We start from the raw sequence: 15,365 nt of genomic DNA on the forward strand, positions 1-15,365 counted from the left end.
GTCCCGCCGACCCGCCGACCGGTCCGGCTTCGCCGACCAGCCGACCAGCCGACCAGCCGGCCCGCTGACCCGCTGGCCCGCTGGCCCGCTGACCCGCTGACCCGCCGACCGTCCGGCTTCGCCGACCAGCGACCGGCCGACCTGACGGCCGGGTCAGCCGACCCGGGCCGGACGCCAGCGGGTGGCGGGGGCCGGGCGGGTGGCGGACGTCGCCGGACGGGGCAGTGGGACCCGGGTCGGCCGCCACCGTTGCGCCGCCGCGTGTGCCTCGGCAGCCAGCGACCGGGCCGCCTCGGCGGCCAGTTCGGCGTTCCGCCACGCCGCCCGTTCCCGCCCGACCGCAGCCCGGTACGCTGTACGCCGGTCCTCGCGGACCGCGCGGGCCAGCATCACCTCGTGCTCGACCGGGTGCCGACGCGGGTCCCAACCGTCGCGGTGCGCGAAGACGTCCCGCAGCCGCTCCACCGACAACTCTCCCCGCCAGTGCGCCGCCACGGCCTCCTGGTGCAGCCACCGCTCCCGACCGGCGTACTCGGCGGGGGTGCGGGGAGTACGCGGGCTGGGCAGCGCCCGGGCACCGGTGAACCGGCGGGCCAGCGTCTCCGCTTCGTCGTACGCCTGCCAGGCCCGTTCCAGGGCGTCGTGGGCCGCCAGCCAGGCCACGCGGTGGTGGCGGGCCCTCCGGGCGGCTCCGGAGGCGGCGACGGCCACCTCCTCCGCGTAGCGACGCAGGTCGGCGACGGGGGGTGGGGCGTCGGATGCCGGCGCGGCGGCAGTGGCTGCGGCGGCCGGTTGGTCCCGCTCGGGCCGGGCCACCAGGATGGTGATCCCGGTCAGCGCCAGGACGAGCAGCGCGGACCAGATCACGGTGGCGGTCGGGACCTCGATCAGGAACTGGGAGAGCACGGTGTTCACGGTCGACACCTCGCAGGCGGGATGCGGAAGAGGAGGCCGTACCGGCGGCGGGAACATCCGGCCGGGCGGTGCGGGTGTGGTGCGTGGCGCAGGCGGTCGCGGGTGGTCGGCCCCCGCGTGGGCGGTCAGCCCTCCGGGGGTGCCCGGGGGGCGGTGGCGACGGGTGTTCGACCGGCCGGCAGCGCCGGGGGCGGGGCGCTCCGCGCGACGCCGGCCGGCACGACGGCGTCGACCCGGTCTGCCGTCGGCACGGCGAGCACGACGGCGGCCCGGTCCGCTGCCGGCACGGCGAGCACCACGGCGACGGCCCGATCTGCGGCGGCGGCCGGGTCGGCCTCCCGCCCACCGCTGCGGATGTCGGTCGGGGCGGCCGGGGCTCCGGCCGCGGGCAAGGACAGCGACGCGTCGACCGGCAGGGCGGCTGCCGCCGGCCCCGGGTCGAACGACGCCGGGCGCAACGACGCCGGGCCGGGCAGTGCTGGGCCGGACAGTGCCGGGCCGGACAGTGCCGGGCCGGACAGTGCCGGGCCGGACAGTGCCGGGCCGGACAGTGCCGGGCCGGCGACGGCGAACGCGATCGCGACGGCCAGGCCGGTCAACAGCCGGGACCACCAGCGGGCGACCCACCACAGCGGACTGGTGGGTGCGGCCGGGAGCATATGTCCACGTTACCGCCGTGGTGACCGACCCGCAGCACCGCCGGGCGTGTCGCCGCGCCCACCACCGTGGACCTGGTCCGGGGCGGTGCTGCACCAGGTCGCCGCCCAGCTCGGCCCGGGTTCCGGTGCGGGGTGGTCAGTGCGGGTCGCGCGGTCCGACGTACTCGACGGGGAGTCCGGCACGCCGCCCGTCGCCGGCAGCCCGCGGCCCCGGCACGGTGACACCGCCGCTGCCGGCCACGTCGTCCGGCCGAACCCCACCGGCGGCGACACCGGCCGGCGCCCCACCGCCGACAACGGCACCGCCGACAGCGGCGTCGGGGCCAGCGGCACCGCGGGCGGCGGCACCGCGGGCGGCGTCGGGGACAGCGGCACCGCGGGCGGCGTCGGGGGCGGCCGGCACGGGTGGGGTACGGCGGCGGGGAGCGAGCCGGCGCATCATCGGCGTCTCCACGAAACGGTGCAGGGCGGCGGCCAACGCCAGGTTCAGCACCAGGAAACCGAGCACGGCCAGTGGTCCCGACCAGCCGGGCAGCCCCACACCCCAGTGCCCGGTGAGCCGCAGCACCGTCATCATCACCAGCACGTGCACCAGGTAGAAGGCGAACGACACCTCACCGAGCCAGATGAGGGTGCGGTGCCGCCACGGCGACCAGCGGCCCTGCACGTCCGCGCGGGCCGCCGCCGGGATGACCAGGATGTACGCCACCGACAGCAGCGCCGCCCACATCTCGGCCGGGATCCAGTGCGCCGCCACCCAGACGACCACGAACAGCAGGCTGGCCAGCGGCAGGCCGGGCCCCCGCCAGTGGCCCCGACGCAGCAGCTCGGCGGCGGCGACGCCCAGCCAGAACTCGGTGGAGCGGACCAGCGGGAAGACCTGGGTGAACCACCAGTTGCTGCCCTCGGGGAGCAGTTGCTGACCGGGCCAGAGCGCCAGGATGACCAGCGGCACCGCCACCACCATGGCCCAGAGCACGCCGGAGTGGGCCCGCCGGATCGCCGGCAGCACCAGCGGCAGGCAGAGGTAGAAGAACAGCTCGCAGGACAGCGACCAGCTCACGTTGTTGATGCTGTAGAAGTAGCCGGGGGTGGGGTCCCACGCCTGGACGAGGAAGAGGTTCTCCAGGGCGGCGCGCGGCACCACCGGGTCGGCGAACCACCACATCACCAGCAGCGCCGCCGCCCAGGTCAGCACGTGGTTGGGATAGATCTTGGCGAGCCGGCGACGCCAGAAGTCCCGCCGCCGGTCGCCGTCGCGGGTCGACCAGACCAGCACGAAGCCACTGAGGATGAAGAAGAACTGCACCCCGGACAGGCCCAGGGTGAACAGCCAGTCGACCACCGCCCTGGCGTCGGACTGGGTGACGATCCGCATGGTGCCGACGTGGTAGCCGAAGACCAGCATGGCGGCGATCCACCGCAGCCCGGTCAGCGACGGCAGCCGGTTCAGCGCCGGGGACGCGGGGGTGGGCACGCTGGTCACCCGGGGCACCCTACCGGCACACCCCACCGTGGGTGACGCGCCGGGGTGGTGCGGATGTGCGGAAGGTGTACGAAATCCCTCCACTGCCCTAACATCGCGGGACCCGTCGGTGTCGGCGCGCGCCCATGGGGCGGACCGGCGCGGCCCGTCGCAGGCACGCCCGGCTAACGAGGAACGGAGCAGAGTGTGCACCAGCGGATCCTGATGCGGGCCAAGAAGGACCCGTTCGACGTACGCGGCCCGGAGGAGGCGTACGAGGGGAACTGGATCGGGGAGAACAACGGCAACCTGGTCTTCAGTCACGCCGCGCACAAGTTGCTGCGCACCTCCACCGCGCGGATCACGTCGACCGAGTTCAAGGTCGACCTGCGCGACGCCGACCGGATCAACGAGCAGTACGACGTGTACGTCATCCCGCTGGCCAACGCGTTCCGGCGCAGCTACGCCCACCGCATCGAGCTGATGACGAAGCTGGTCGAGCGGCTGCGGATCCCGGTGGTGGTGTTCGGGGTCGGCGTGCAGACCGACGTCACCGGCGACCGGGAGTACCTGCGTCCGATCGACGACGTGGTCAGCCGGTTCGTCCGGGCGGCGCTGGAGCGGGGGCCGAGCATCGGTGTACGCGGGGAGATCACCGCGCGGTACCTGAACACGCTGGGCTTCTCCGCCGTCGACGTGATCGGCTGCCCGTCGATGTTCCTGCACGGCGACCGGTTCCGGGTGGAGAAGTCCGCGCCGGCCCTGAGCACCGACGCCCGGGTGGCGCTGACCGTCTCCCCGTACGTCAAGTCGATGGCGAAGATCATCACCTCGCACCAGGCCCGCTACCCCAACCTGCGCTACCTCCCGCAGGACCTCAAGACGCTGGGCACCCTGCTCTACGGCGACGCCCCCGAGGACCGGGGCAAGACCAGCGCCATCCCGGTGCACACCTCGCACCCGCTGTTCACGCAGGACAAGGTGCGGATGTTCCTCGACCCGTGGACCTGGATGGACTATCTCGCCGGTTTCGACTTCGCCTTCGGCACCCGCATCCACGGCACCATCACCGCGCTGGTCTCCGGCACCCCCGGCTACCTGTTCGCGCACGACTCGCGCACCCTGGAACTGGCCAGGTACTTCGACATCCCGCACCGGCTGATGAAGGACGTGCCGGCCGACGTGGACGCCGCACAGCTCTATGCCGAGGCCGACTACACCGCCCTCAACACCGGGCACCGGGCCCGCTACGAGGTGCTGCGCGCGTTCCTCGCCCGGCACGACCTGGGCAACGCGTTCGACGACGGCGACAGCGCGGCCCGGTTCGACGCGCAGGTCCGCGAGACGGTGTTCCCCCCGGCGGTCCGGCCCGCCGGGGCCACCTCGCCCGAGGAACTGCTGGCCCGCATCCAGTGGCTGCGCGACCGTAACGCGGCGCTCGGCGACGACGTGCGGGAGCTGCGGGAACAGCGGCTGCGGGCCCGGGTCAAGCGGGCGGTCGGCGCACCGGTGCGGCGGATGCTGAACCGTTAACCTGCCGCTCGGCCGCTGTTCAGCAGCTCCATCTCCGCCGGATACGTCACGTTCCGTGGCCGTCCATACCCGTGCACCAGGGTGGCGGGGTGGTCAACCAGCCCGCGCCCACCCCGCTGCTCAGCGTCGTCGTCCCCGTCCACGGGGTGGAGGCGTACCTGCACCAGTGCCTCGACTCGGTGCGCACGGACGTGCCGGCCGACGCGGCGGGCGCGGTCGAGATCGTCGCGGTCGACGACGCCTCGCCGGACCGGTGCGGTGAGCTGCTGCGCGCGTACGCGGCCGAGCATCCGGGCGTACGCACGGTGCACCTGACCCGCAACGTCGGGTTGGGTCCCGCCCGCAACGCCGGCCTGGACGTGGCCGTCGGGGAGTACGTCTGGTTCGTCGACAGCGACGACTGGTTGCCGCCGGGCACCGTCGCGGCGGTGCTGGACCGGCTCCGGGCGCACCGCCCCGACGTGCTGATGCTCGACCACCTGCGGGTGAGCGAGGACGGCCGGCGCGAGGTGGACGCGAGCAGTCACCTGCTACGCGGCATCCCCGGGGTGGTCCGGCTGGCCGACCGACCCGGGCTGCTGCGGGTGCAGCACACCGCGTGGAACAAGGTGGTCCGCCGGGAGTTCATGGTCGACCTGGAACTGCGCTTCCACCCCGGCTGGTACGAGGACATCCCGTTCAGCAACCCGCTGCTCATCGGCGCGGAACGGATCTCCGTGCTGGACCGGGTCTGCTACCTCTACCGGCAGGGTCGGCAGGGCGCGATCACCTCCACCCGCAGCGGTCGCCACTTCGACGCCTTCGCCCAGTACGACAGGCTGTTCGACTGGGTCGCCCGCCGGTATCCCGACGAGCGGCTGCGCGGCGAGCTGTTCACCCTGATGATCAACCACATGCTGGTGGTGGTCGGCAACGACGGCCGGCTGCACCCGCACCTGCGCCGCGAGTTCTTCCACCGCATCGCCGCGCACCACCGCCGGCACCTGCCGCCGGGCGGCTACCCCCGGCCGGGCGGCGTGGCGGGGCTCAAGCACCGGCTGGTCGGCCGGGACGCCTACCTCGCGTACGCGGTGCTGCGCCAGGCGCACCGGCTGGCCGGGTGGCTGCGCAGCCCGGTCGCCGCACCGGAACCGGCCCCGTCGGTCGCCGGGCCGACCCCGCTGGCGGACTCCCCCGCCGACCGGGACGCGCTGGCGGGTCGCGGCAGCCGGTGACCGGCCACCACCGACACGGTACGCCGGCATCGGACCGGTGGCGCTGTCGGCGTGTCGACGACCGGCCACGAGTGACGAGTGACAGGGAACAGGGGTCTTGGGATGACGACGACAGTGAAGATCGGGCCGCACGTGGTGGGGGCCGGGGAGCAGCCGTTCGTGGTGGCGGAGATGTCCGGCAACCACAACGGTGACCTGGGGCGGGCCCTGGCGATCGTGGACGCGGTGGCGGCCAGCGGGGCGCACGCGCTGAAGTTGCAGACGTACCGGCCGGACACCATCACCATCGACGTGGACACCCCGGCGTTCCGCATCTCCGGCGGGCACGAGCTGTGGGGCGGGCAGAACCTCTACCGGCTCTACGAGCGGGCCCACACCCCGTACGAGTGGCACGGGCCGATCTTCGAACGGGCCCGGGAGCGGGGGCTGACCGTGTTCTCCTCCCCGTTCGACCCGTCGGCGGTGGAGCTGCTGGAGGGGCTGGACGTCCCGGCGTACAAGATCGCCTCGTCGGAGCTGGTCGACCTGCCGCTGATCCGGCTGGTCGCGGGCACCGGCAAGCCGCTGGTCATCTCCACCGGCATGGCCACGCTCGCCGAGATCGACGCCGCGGTGCGCACCGCCCGCGACGGCGGGGCCGGTGGCATCGTGCTGTTGGCCTGCACCGCCGCCTACCCGGCCCCACCGGCCGACAGCAACCTGCGCCGGATCCCGGTGCTGGCCGACGCCTTCGGGGTGCCGGTCGGCCTGTCCGACCACACCCCCGGCATCGGGGTGCCGGTGGCCTCGGTGGCGCTGGGCGCCTGCTTCATCGAGAAGCACGTCACCCTCGACCGGGGCGACGGCGGGGTCGACTCCGACTTCTCGCTGCACCCCGACGAGCTGGCCGCCCTGGTGGTCGAGTCGGCGCGGGCACACGCGGCGCTCGGCGGCACCGCCATCGGCCCGACCCCGGCCGAGCGGGAGGGGCTGCGGTTCCGCCGTTCCCTGTTCGTGGTGGCCGACGTCCGGGCCGGCGACGAGGTGACCGCAGCCAACGTCCGCTCGATCCGCCCGGCCGGCGGCCTGCCTCCGGTGGAGATCGACCGGGTCCTCGGCCGCACCTTCACCACCGACGTCCCCCGCGGCACCCCGCTGAGCTGGGACCTCGTCTGACACCGCCCCGCTCTGCCCTGCGCAGCCCCGCTCTGCTTAGCCCCGCCCTGCGCAGCCCTGCTCGGCCCAGCCCCGCTCTGCCCTGCGCAGCCCCGCTAGGCCCTGCCCTGCCCCGCCCTGCGCAAGCCCTGCCCTGCCCTGCCCTGCTCTGCGCAGCCCCGCTCGGCCCAGCCCCACCCCTGTCCAACCCAGGCCGCCCAGCCCTGGCGCTCATGATCAAATGACGAAAATGGCGACGACACGCCGGCAGATGTCGTCGCCATCGTCATCTGATCATGGCCCACCCCCGCAGGAGTGGCACGGCCTCGGCGCACCGGCTGCCACGGCGGAAACCCACCGGGCGGCGCGGCGGATAACCCCTCGGTCCTGCGGGGGCGGGGCGACGTCGGATGTGACGGGACCGGAGCAGGGTCGCGCGGCGGGCGGCGGGCGGCGGGATCACGTGGCGGGCGGCGACGCCACCGGGTGCTGCTCAGGGGGCGAAGGCCACCGTGACCACCAGGTCGGCCAGGTGCAGGGTGCGCCACACCGCACGCGTGTGCGGGGGTACGGCCAGACCGTGCCGCCGCCACCAGGCGGCCACCGGTATCTCGGCCAGTTTGCACAGGCTCTCCGCCCGGGTCCAGCGGGCCCAGAAGTCGACCGGGCCGAAGCGGGCGGCCAACGCGGGCGGGACCTCGGCGGTGGCCCGTTCGGCGTCGATCGCCACCCGCCAACCTGGGGTGACCGGCCCGTACCAGCCGACGCAGCGCCCGTCGTCGAGATGGCTGCGGGTCACCGCGTACCGCAGCTCGGTGGGGGTGCCGACGCGCAGGTGCCGTTCGGCGGCGCCCAGCAGCGCCGGCACCGGTCGCAGCCCGACGTTTCCAGCCGGCCGGACCGGCGGGCCGACCGCGCGCCCCGACTGCCCGCCCGGCCGGGTGCCCACCGACCCGACCGCACCCCCACCGGCCGACTCGGACCGGGCCGTCACGACACCGTCGCCCCGACCGCCGCCGGGCCGGTGGTCGGGGCAGGCACGGTCAGATCGAGGCAGCACCGTCGACCACGATGACCTGGCCGTTGATGTTGGTGTGCTCGCGCAGCAGCATCCGCACCACCGGCACCACCTCGGCGGGCTCGGTCAGGTGCCCGGTCGGGGTGCGGCGGACGATCTGGTCGAGCTGGGTGCTGCCCAGCACGGCGGACATCTCCGAGGCGAAGAAGCCCGGCGCGACGGCGTTGACCAGCATCCGCCCGCCCAGCTCGCGGGCCAGCGACCGGGTCGCCGCGTCCATGCCGCCCTTGGTGGCCGAGTACGCCACCAGGCCGGGGAAGCCGCGCTGCGCGCAGATCGAGGTGACGTTCACGACCCGGCCGCGCCGGCCCTGCCCGAGCATCCGCCGGATCACCAGGCGGGTGAGCTGCAACGGCGCGGTCAGGTTGGTCTCGACGATCCGGGCGATGTCGGCGGTGGCGGTGTGCGTGTGCATCGAGTCCTGCCCGACGGCGGCGTTGTTGACGAGCCCGTCGATCGGGCCGAACCGCGCCTCGACCGCCCGGACGAAGCCCTGTGCCGCCGCGAGGTCGGTGACGTCCACCGCGCCGACGTGCACCCGGTCGGGGTGCGCGTCGGCCAGCTTCTCCAACTCGGGGGTGACGCTGCGGGCGAACGCGGCAACGGTGAGCCCGGCGTCGAGCAGGTCGGTGACGATGGCCAGGCCCAGCCCCCGGGACCCGCCGGAGACGAGGACGACGGTGCTGGGTGGGACGAGCGCGGAATCAGACATCGCTCTTCAGGGTCTCCTTGACGGGAATCTCGGTCAGTAGGCGGATGCGGCGGGGCACCGCGTACTCGGGGAGCCGCTCGGCGCACCAGCGCACCAGCGCACCCTCGTCGAGCAGGGATGCCCCGTCCGGTTGGCCGGCGTCGCCCGGCGCGGTGGCGGGGACGACCTCGGCGACCACCATCCGGCCGAGCACCGGCGCGCGGCGGCCGGTCACCCGGGCCCAGGCCACCTGAGGGTGGGCGGTGAGCACGTCGCGGACCAGCCCGGCGGAGACCTTGCTGCCGCCGACGTTGATCTCGTCGGAGTCCAACCGACCGGTGATCATGACCCGGCCCTCGACGATCTGCGCCCGGTCGCCGGTGCGGACCGGGCCGTCGTGCCCGACGCCGTGGTGCGGCGAGGCGACCACCAGTTCGCCGTCGCGCAGCGAGAGGGTGGGCCGACCGGGTACGGCCCGGTCGAGCCAGTCGACCGGGAAGCCGGCCCGCCCGTCGTGCACCACGATCGACGCGCCCACCTCGGAGGAGGCGTAGATCCAGGAGATCCGGGCGGCCGGGAAGAGCGCCCGGAGCCGGTCCAGGACGGTCTGGTCGACAGGTTCGCCGCCGAGGGTGAGTTGCCGCAGCGGCACCCGGGCCAGCGCCTCCGGGTCGCGGTGCAGGGTGCGCCGCCAGAAGGTCGGGGTGCCGGAGACGGCGTCCACCCGGTGCGCGGCGGCCAGCGCCGGCCAGTCGTCCAGCTCGTCCGGGTCGACCACCACCAGGTGCTGACCGGGCTGGGTCAGCGACAGGGTGACCACCTGCCACCAGGCATAACTGCCGGGGGCGTACGGGCAGAGCCAGGTCCGCTGCGGCTGGGCCGCCCGCACGGTGGTCAACGAGTCCAGGGTGTGCCCGACCCGCTTGGGCCGGCCGGTCGAACCAGACGTGAGCAGCCAGAGCCGGCCGGCCTCCGCTGCCCGCCCGGTGGCCGGCGGCACGGTCCGCGGCACCCCGTCGACGAGCACGGTGACGGCGAACCCGGCGGCGCGCAGCTCGTCCCGCATCGTCGCGTCGACCCGGGTGGGGCCCGCGAGCAGCAGTTCGGTGCCGTCGGTGGCGTGCTGCCGGGCGACGGCGAGGGCGTCGGCGGCTCCGGCGGTGAGGACCGCGCCGGGTGACGGCAGCGCCGGCGCGGGTAGGTCCCGCCAGCTGCGGGGCACCCCGGCGACGACGATGCGGTTGTCCAGCCCGGCCGGCGAGGTCGCGACGGTCACTGCCGTTGGAGTTCGGCGAGGAAGTCGAGGACGTCCCCGACGGTGGCGATCCGACGCAGCCCGGGGGCGTCGAAGTTCAACTCCTCCCCGGTCTCGTCCTCCACCCGCAGCGCCAGCTCGGAAAAGTCCAGGGACCGGAAGCCGATCTCCCGCAGGTCGGCGGAGTCGTCGTCGGGCAACACCCTGCCCTGGTTCCGCACCACCTGCGCCATGAGGTCGCGGATCTGCGCGCGACTCAATTCGTTCATGCGCCGGAGTGTACAGCCCGACAATTACCTCGCCCATTTACCCGGGTAGGGTCGACCCGGGTCCACCAGGTGAATAAAAGGGGTACGAGTGTTGCGCGAGGCCACCACGGAAGACGTTAACCTGATGTTTTCCTGGCGTAATCAGGAAACCAACCGGCAGGTCAGCAAGACCAGTCACGAGATCACCCCCGCCGAGCACGCGGCGTGGTGGTCGCGGGTCCGCACCGACCCGGCCCGCCGCGTGCTGGTCTATCTCCACGACGACCTGCCGGCGGGCGTGGTGACGTTCTTCGACCTGCGCCTGGACGGGCCGACCCGGTCCGGTGCCTGGGGTTTCTATCTGGACGCCGACGGGCTGGCCGAACGGGGGGCAACCCTGCCCGCCTGGCTGGGGGTGATGCGGGCGGCGGTGGACCACGCCTTCGACGTGCTCGCGCTGGACCGGCTCGACGGCGAGGTGTTGGCGCACAACACCGTCGTACGACAGATGAACCGTCGTTTCCGGTTCGTCGAGGGCACCGGGCGGCCCGAGACGGTCGACGGCCGGGAAATCATCGTCGTCCCCATTTCCCTGACCCGGGAAAATCGTCGCCGACGCTAAGGTCGACAGGTGTCCGGTGACGATTCACCGACCGGCCATCCCCCGTTAACCGAATGGCGCGCGCCGGGCGACGGCGGAAACGCACACGACCGGGGCGGCACCGGGTGGCGAAAGCGTGCGGCACCGCGACCCGGCACCGGGTGGCGGTGACGTGCGGGGACCACCCGGATCAGTGGCGACGCCAGGCGGCCCAGTGCTGCGCCGGGTTACCCCCCAACCGGACGAAGCCGTACCGGGTGCCGTCCCAGTCGTCCGGCTCGCCGGGTGCCCACCGGACGAGGACGACGTCCGCGTCGGCCGGCGGGTTGTCCACGAACCACCGCACGTCGGCCCAGGTGACCTGGTGGCTGAGGTTGAACCGGAGCACCCACTGCACGCCGAGCGACGCCCAGACCCGGTCGCCGGGGCGTACCCCCAGGTCGGCCACCCGGGGGGTCGGGGCGGTCGCCGCGACCATCGGCCGGACCAGCCGGTCGGTGATCACCTGCATGGTGCCGATGTTCACCACCACCAGCGCGGCGAGCACCGGCACGCGCATTCGGGGCGACCGCACGGCGGCGACCAGCAGCAGGCAGCCGGCCAGTCCGACGGCCGCGCCGGTGTACGGCCGGAACTCGCGCCAGCCCCCGGTCAGGGCCATCAGGTCGGGTGCGCCGAAACCGCCGTAGCGCAGTTCGTGTCCCCGGCCGGCCACCCAGGCGAGCCGGGCGGCGATCAGCGTCGCCCCGGCCAGCAGCACCGCCGCCGCGACCGCCGCCCGCCGCCACCGCACCCGGGGCGTCGCGGTCACCAGCATCACGACCCCGACCAGCAGCCAGAACGGGGCGAGCATCTGCACGTAGCGGCCGTAGATGGCGTCCAGCGGTTTACCGGTGATGCCGGCCAGGATCACCGACGCTCCGGCGGCCACCCCGACGCTGGTCACCACCGCCACCCCGACCGTCCACCGGGTCGCCGCATCGTCCGCCGCCGACCCTGCTGCGACGGAGGTGCCGACCGTGGTCGCGGCCGGCGCAGAGGCCGGGGTCGGAGCCGGCGCGGAGGCTGGAACCGGCGCGGAGGCTGGAACCGGGGCCGGGGCCGGCGCGGAGGACAGTGCCGGGGCCGGGGTGGAGGACAGCGCGGCGGGACGGCGCAGCAGGAGGCGGACGGCGCCGGCCCAGGCGACACCGGCCAGGCCGAAGGTGATGACCACCAGGTACCAGAGTTGGGTGGCGACCGCCGCGCCGACCCGCAGCAGCCCCGGGCCGGAGGCGACCGCCCGGACGGTGCCGCCGCCGGGCGGGTCCCCGAGCAGGTAGACCCGGTCGCCGAGCAGCCGGATGACCGCCTCGTTGAGCAGGGCCAACGCCAGTACCGGCAGGACGGCGGCGAGCACCTGCGCCGGGCTGATCCGTCGCCGCAGGAACAGCAGCAGCACCAGACCGGCGTGCACCCCCACGATCACCAGGCCCCGCGAGTGCAGCAGGTGGAACACCCCGACCAGGGCACCGGCCCCGGTGGCGACCAGCGGGGCGGGTCGGCGTACCCACCGGTGCACGACGAGCAGCCAGGCCAGCACCAGCGGCGCCAACACGGTGTCGATCATCGCCACGCCTGCGTAGAAGACGGTCGCCGGGAGGGTGGCCGCGACGGCGGCGGCGGCCAGGGCGACCGCGCGGCTCACCGGCGCCAGCCGACGCACCAGCAGGTAGGCCAGCGGCAGCACCGTCGCGTTCAGCACCGCGTTGATCAACTGCACCAGCCGGTAGCTGTCGGTGAAGTCCCGCTCCCCGAGGAACGCCGGGGAGATCAACAGCGGGTAGCCGACCCGGCGCAACGGCCCGTTCTCGCTGCTGAAGCCGCCCGGCCCACCGGCCAACGCGCGGGCGGTGTGCAGGTAGCTGTCCTCGTCGGTGTGGGCGATCGGCAGCGGCACGTGCCGGGACGACCACATCCGCCAGGCGACGCCCACCAGCCAGCCCACCACCAGCAGCACCGGCACCAGCCGACGGCCTCGACCGGCCGGCTGCCCGGGCGGGTCGGCGACCCGGGGTCCTACCTCGGTGACGGCCACCATCGTCGCCTCCTGCCTCGTCGGGGCACCCCGTCGGCCCGCCCGGGACGCGCGACGGTCCCGGCCCGCAGGCCGGGCCGGGCGGGTGCCCGACCGTGGGTGTCGGATGCGCCTGCGGCGGGGGTGCCCACCGGCCGCGCCGGGCCACTGTAGTCAGCGACGTAGCCGCTGGTCAGCCGGCAGCAACCGGGTCGGCAAGTGTTCGCCTGGCGGGGGTCCGGCATTCACGGGAGCAGCGCGGTCGGTTCACCCGGGGGCGTCGGGGTGTTAACCCGACCTGGTTAGCGTCCGTCCGGTCGCCTGGCCCGAGCCGGTGGCGCACCAACCACGAGCTGGGGAGCACCAAATTGAGTGAGTTGAATGGGTCCTCCATTCTGGTCACCGGCGGGACGGGGTCCTTCGGGAAGACGTTCCTCCGGCACGTCCTCGACGTGGCCGACCCGGCCCGGGTGGTGGTGTTCTCCCGCGACGAACTCAAGCAGTACGAGCTGCGCCAGCAACTCGGCGACGACCCCCGGCTGCGCTGGTTCATCGGCGACGTGCGGGACCGGCACCGGCTCACCCGGGCCATGCACGGGGTGGACCACGTGGTGCACGCCGCCGCCCTCAAGCAGGTGGACACCGCCGAGTACAACCCGTCGGAGTTCATCGCCACCAACATCACCGGCTCGCAGCACGTGGTCGACGCGGCCATCGAGGCCGGCGTCAAGAAGGTCATCGCGCTCTCCACCGACAAGGCGTCCAGCCCGATCAACCTGTACGGCGCGACCAAGCTCGTCGGCGACAAGCTCTTCGTCTCGGCCAACCACTACGCCGCCCAGCACCCCACCCGGTTCGCCGTGGTCCGCTACGGCAACGTGGTGGGCAGCCGGGGTTCGGTGGTGCCGCTGTTCCGCCGGCTCGCCGCCGAGGGCAAGAGCCTGCCGATCACCGACAAGCGGATGACCAGGTTCTGGATCACCCTGGACCAGGCCGTGCAGTTCGTGCTGGACAGCTTCGACCAGATGCAGGGCGGCGAGCTGTTCGTGCCGCGTATCCCCAGCATGCGCATCCTCGACCTGGTCGAGGCGATCGCCCCGGACGCCACCACCCACGAGATCGGCATCCGGCCCGGCGAGAAGCTGCACGAGGAGATGATCGCCCCGGACGACAGCCGCCGGACGCTGCGCGCGAAGGACCGGTTCATCGTCCAACCGACGATCGCCACCTGGGGTTACCGGCCGCCCGTCGACTGTGAGCCGGTGCCGGACGGGTTCGCCTACCAGTCCGACGGCAACGACGAGTGGTTGAGCGTCCGGCAGCTGCGCGACATGCTGGGCATCACGGCGTGACGGCGATGCTCCCGTACGGCCGGCAGTCGGTCACCGACGACGACGTCGCCGCCGTGGTCGCCACCCTGCGCAGCGACTGGCTCACCACCGGCCCGCAGGTCGACGCGTTCGAGGCGGACCTCGCGGGCTGGACCGGCGGGGCCGGCTGCGCGGCGGTCGCCAACGGCACCGCCGCCCTGCACGTCGCCTACGCGGCGGCCGGGGTGGGACCCGGCGACGAGGTGGTGGTGCCGCCGATGACGTTCGTGGCGACGGCCAGCAGCGCGGTCGCCCTCGGCGCGCGGATCGTCTTCGCCGACGTCGAGGAGGAGACGTTCACCCTGGACCCGGCGGCGGCAGCCGCGGCGACCACCGCCCGGACGAAGGTCGTCGCCGCCGTCGACTACGCCGGCCACCCGGCCGACTACGACGCCCTGCGCACCGCCCTGACCGGCTCCGACGCGCTGCTGCTGGCCGATGCGGCGCACTCCATCGGGGCCACCTACCGGGGCCGACCGGTCGGTTCGCTGGCCGACCTGACCACCTTCTCGTTCTTCCCCACCAAGAACCTCACCACCGCCGAGGGCGGCGCGGTCGCCAGCCTCGACGCGGAGCTGCTGAAGCGGGCCCGCCGGTTCCGCAACATCGGGCTGGTCCGGGAGCGCGCCGAGCTGCGCACGCCGGACGAGGGCGGCTGGCACCAGGAGGTGCACTCCTTCGGGCTGAACTACCGGCTGCCGGACGTGCTCTGCGCGCTGGGCCGCAGCCAACTGCGCCGGCTCGGCGACTTCCTCGCCGCCCGCGCCCGGCTGGTGGCCCGCTACGACGAGGCGCTGGCCGACCTGGACGGGGTGCTCACCCCGACCCGCCGGTCGTGGGCCGCCCCCGCCTGGCACCTCTACCCGGTCCGGATCCTCGACGGCCGCCGCCGCGAGGTGTACGACCGGATGCGCGCCGCCGGCATCGGCGTCCAGGTCAACTACCTGCCGGTGCACTGGCACCCGGCCTTCGCCGACCTCGGCTACCGGCGCGGGTCCTGCCCGGTGGCCGAGTCGTTCTACGCACAGCAGCTGTCGCTGCCGTTGTACCCGGGTCTCACCGACACCGACCAGGACCGGGTGATCGACGCGCTCGGCGCGGCGCTGCGCGGCGTCACCGCGCCCACCGCCGCCTGACCGGGGGAAC

At 74.0% G+C, this 15,365-nt stretch carries 14 protein-coding genes; 6 read left to right on the forward strand and 8 right to left on the reverse strand.

Annotated features, from left to right (window positions below):
* Positions 1 to 153 precede the first annotated feature (153 nt).
* The 3 genes from JQN83_RS22080 to JQN83_RS22090 all read right to left on the reverse strand — a co-directional run bounded on the left by JQN83_RS22080 (position 154) and on the right by JQN83_RS22090 (position 3,060).
* A complete protein-coding gene (locus JQN83_RS22080) occupies positions 154 to 915 on the reverse strand; it encodes a hypothetical protein (RefSeq protein WP_307799557.1) in 762 nt (253 codons plus the stop codon).
* Positions 916 to 1,040: 125 nt separating this feature from the next.
* Positions 1,041 to 1,574 carry a hypothetical protein gene (locus JQN83_RS22085; RefSeq protein ID WP_208569042.1) on the reverse strand — a complete coding sequence of 178 codons (534 nt, stop codon included), beginning with the start codon at positions 1,572 to 1,574 and terminating at the stop codon, positions 1,041 to 1,043.
* A gap of 136 nt (positions 1,575 to 1,710) precedes the next feature.
* A complete protein-coding gene (locus JQN83_RS22090; RefSeq protein ID WP_307799558.1) occupies positions 1,711 to 3,060 on the reverse strand; it encodes an acyltransferase family protein in 1,350 nt (449 codons plus the stop codon).
* A 186-nt stretch (positions 3,061 to 3,246) separates the two neighbouring features.
* Between JQN83_RS22090 and JQN83_RS22095 the strand changes: the two genes are divergently transcribed.
* The 3 genes from JQN83_RS22095 (at position 3,247) to pseI (ending at position 6,941) form a co-directional block, all read left to right on the forward strand.
* A complete protein-coding gene (locus JQN83_RS22095; protein WP_208569043.1) occupies positions 3,247 to 4,572 on the forward strand; it encodes a polysaccharide pyruvyl transferase family protein in 1,326 nt (441 codons plus the stop codon).
* 89 nt (positions 4,573 to 4,661) lie between these two features.
* Positions 4,662 to 5,786 carry a glycosyltransferase family 2 protein gene (locus tag JQN83_RS22100; protein WP_208569044.1) on the forward strand — a complete coding sequence of 375 codons (1,125 nt, stop codon included), beginning with the start codon at positions 4,662 to 4,664 and terminating at the stop codon, positions 5,784 to 5,786.
* 102 nt (positions 5,787 to 5,888) lie between these two features.
* Positions 5,889 to 6,941 (forward strand): pseudaminic acid synthase, encoded by a 1,053-nt coding sequence (pseI, locus tag JQN83_RS22105; RefSeq protein ID WP_208569045.1) that lies wholly within the window; start codon positions 5,889 to 5,891, stop codon positions 6,939 to 6,941.
* Between the two features lie 472 nt (positions 6,942 to 7,413).
* Here pseI and JQN83_RS22110 read toward each other — a convergent pair whose 3' ends face one another.
* The 4 genes from JQN83_RS22110 to JQN83_RS22125 are packed head-to-tail and all read right to left on the reverse strand — an operon-like array spanning position 7,414 to position 10,213.
* A complete protein-coding gene (locus JQN83_RS22110; RefSeq protein WP_244252944.1) occupies positions 7,414 to 7,914 on the reverse strand; it encodes a hypothetical protein in 501 nt (166 codons plus the stop codon).
* Positions 7,915 to 7,963: 49 nt separating this feature from the next.
* Entirely contained in the window at positions 7,964 to 8,710 is a 747-nt protein-coding gene (locus JQN83_RS22115) for an SDR family NAD(P)-dependent oxidoreductase (protein ID WP_208569046.1), read from the reverse strand.
* Entirely contained in the window at positions 8,703 to 9,965 is a 1,263-nt protein-coding gene (locus JQN83_RS22120; RefSeq protein ID WP_208569047.1) for an AMP-binding protein, read from the reverse strand. Before JQN83_RS22120 ends, JQN83_RS22115 begins: the two co-directional genes overlap by 8 nt.
* Positions 9,962 to 10,213, reverse strand: coding sequence for an acyl carrier protein (locus JQN83_RS22125; RefSeq protein ID WP_244252945.1), 252 nt, complete (start codon positions 10,211 to 10,213; stop codon positions 9,962 to 9,964). Before JQN83_RS22125 ends, JQN83_RS22120 begins: the two co-directional genes overlap by 4 nt.
* An 88-nt stretch (positions 10,214 to 10,301) precedes the next feature.
* Here JQN83_RS22125 and JQN83_RS22130 point away from each other — a divergent pair, with 88 nt between their 5' ends.
* The gene (locus tag JQN83_RS22130) at positions 10,302 to 10,814 is read left to right on the forward strand and encodes a GNAT family N-acetyltransferase (protein ID WP_208569048.1); all 513 of its coding nucleotides are present in this window, start codon (positions 10,302 to 10,304) and stop codon (positions 10,812 to 10,814) included.
* A 169-nt stretch (positions 10,815 to 10,983) separates the two neighbouring features.
* On the opposite strand, the gene JQN83_RS22135 is transcribed toward JQN83_RS22130, so the two are convergent.
* The gene (locus JQN83_RS22135) at positions 10,984 to 12,873 is read right to left on the reverse strand and encodes a hypothetical protein (protein WP_208569049.1); all 1,890 of its coding nucleotides are present in this window, start codon (positions 12,871 to 12,873) and stop codon (positions 10,984 to 10,986) included.
* A gap of 344 nt (positions 12,874 to 13,217) precedes the next feature.
* Here JQN83_RS22135 and pseB point away from each other — a divergent pair, with 344 nt between their 5' ends.
* Together pseB and JQN83_RS22145 are read left to right on the forward strand one after the other, a co-directional pair.
* The gene (gene pseB, locus JQN83_RS22140) at positions 13,218 to 14,201 is read left to right on the forward strand and encodes a UDP-N-acetylglucosamine 4,6-dehydratase (inverting) (RefSeq protein ID WP_208569050.1); all 984 of its coding nucleotides are present in this window, start codon (positions 13,218 to 13,220) and stop codon (positions 14,199 to 14,201) included.
* The gene (locus tag JQN83_RS22145; protein ID WP_208569051.1) at positions 14,198 to 15,355 is read left to right on the forward strand and encodes a DegT/DnrJ/EryC1/StrS family aminotransferase; all 1,158 of its coding nucleotides are present in this window, start codon (positions 14,198 to 14,200) and stop codon (positions 15,353 to 15,355) included. The genes pseB and JQN83_RS22145 overlap by 4 nt, the downstream gene beginning before the upstream one ends.
* Positions 15,356 to 15,365: the final 10 nt, after the last annotated feature.

It is taken from the genome of Micromonospora antibiotica, assembly GCF_017599305.1.
Lineage (GTDB): Bacteria > Actinomycetota > Actinomycetes > Mycobacteriales > Micromonosporaceae > Micromonospora > Micromonospora antibiotica.

What these genes read in the sequence shown, in the direction of transcription:
- JQN83_RS22085 (WP_208569042.1), bottom strand. Translation starts at nt 1,574, where the DNA reads ATGCTCCCGGCCGCACCCACCAGTCCGCTGTGGTGGGTCGCCCGCTGG.
- pseI (WP_208569045.1), top strand. Translation starts at nt 5,889, where the DNA reads ATGACGACGACAGTGAAGATCGGGCCGCACGTGGTGGGGGCCGGGGAG.
- JQN83_RS22115 (WP_208569046.1), bottom strand. Translation starts at nt 8,710, where the DNA reads ATGTCTGATTCCGCGCTCGTCCCACCCAGCACCGTCGTCCTCGTCTCC.
- JQN83_RS22125 (WP_244252945.1), bottom strand. Translation starts at nt 10,213, where the DNA reads ATGAACGAATTGAGTCGCGCGCAGATCCGCGACCTCATGGCGCAGGTG.
- JQN83_RS22135 (WP_208569049.1), bottom strand. Translation starts at nt 12,873, where the DNA reads ATGGTGGCCGTCACCGAGGTAGGACCCCGGGTCGCCGACCCGCCCGGG.